The following is a 922-nucleotide window of genomic DNA, read 5'->3' as shown; positions in this document are numbered from 1 at the left end:
GCCCTGAACAGGATCACCGATGCCCAGTTTGCGGGCGGGGGCTGGTACGACCGCTACAGTTTGCACAATGTGGCCTATGACAAGAACGGGAACATCAAGGCCTTGCAGCGCAAAGGGAAGGTGGGCAGCTCATACGATACGATGGATGACCTGACCTATAACTATTACAATGGTGGGAATTTTTTGGTCAGGGTGAATGACGGGAGTGGTAACCCTGAAGGCTTTAAGGACGGGGCCAACACCGACAACGACTATGGTAGGGATGCCAACGGGAATACCATACGGGACAGGAACAAGGGAATCACAGGTATTGTTTACAATCATTTGAATTTACCGACAAGCATAGCTATCAGTGGTGGAAATATTTCTTATATTTACGATGCTTCAGGCACAAAACTGAGAAAAAAGGTGAACGAAGGCGGTGCTGTGACAAAAACGACTGACTATGCTGGGAATTATATCTATGAGGATGACCATACAGGGTCTGGGTCTGTACTGCAATTCCTTGCCCATGTGTAGGGTTATGTGACCCCGAAGAGCAGCGGAGGCTATGATTATGTCTATCAATATAAAGATCACTTAGGGAATATTCGTTTAAGCTATACCGATGCCAATGGGGACGGAAGTGTGGGTACTTCTGAGATTGTTGAAGAGAGCAATTATTATCCATTTGGACTGAAGCACATGGGGTATGGACCAAGTATATCCTCGTTAGGAAACGATGTAGCACAACGTTGGAAATACAATGGTAAGGAGTTTGATGAGAGCCTTGATATCAATGCCTATGATTTTGGGGCGAGGAACTATGATCCTGCATTGGGCAGATGGATGAATCTTGATCCATTGGCTGAAAAATATACAAACCTATCTCCTTTTTCATATGTTGCCAATAATGTTGTTAATGCAATTGACCCTGATGGCA

Annotated in this window: 1 protein-coding gene and 1 pseudogene; both read left to right on the top strand. The window is 45.1% G+C overall.

The window, feature by feature from the left end; genetic code table 11:
* A pseudogene (locus OOZ15_RS19880) lies at positions 1-519 on the top strand (RHS repeat domain-containing protein); the annotation flags it as partial.
* A gap of 6 nt (positions 520-525) precedes the next feature.
* Positions 526-922 (top strand): RHS repeat-associated core domain-containing protein (locus tag OOZ15_RS19875; RefSeq protein ID WP_265958182.1); only part of this gene is annotated, 397 nt, incomplete at its 3' end.

Origin of the sequence: Galbibacter kalidii, assembly GCF_026241135.1 — a bacterium.
GTDB lineage: Bacteria > Bacteroidota > Bacteroidia > Flavobacteriales > Flavobacteriaceae > Galbibacter.
Note: the sequence above shows the minus strand (reverse complement) of the source record. Positions and strands in the feature narration are given on the sequence as shown.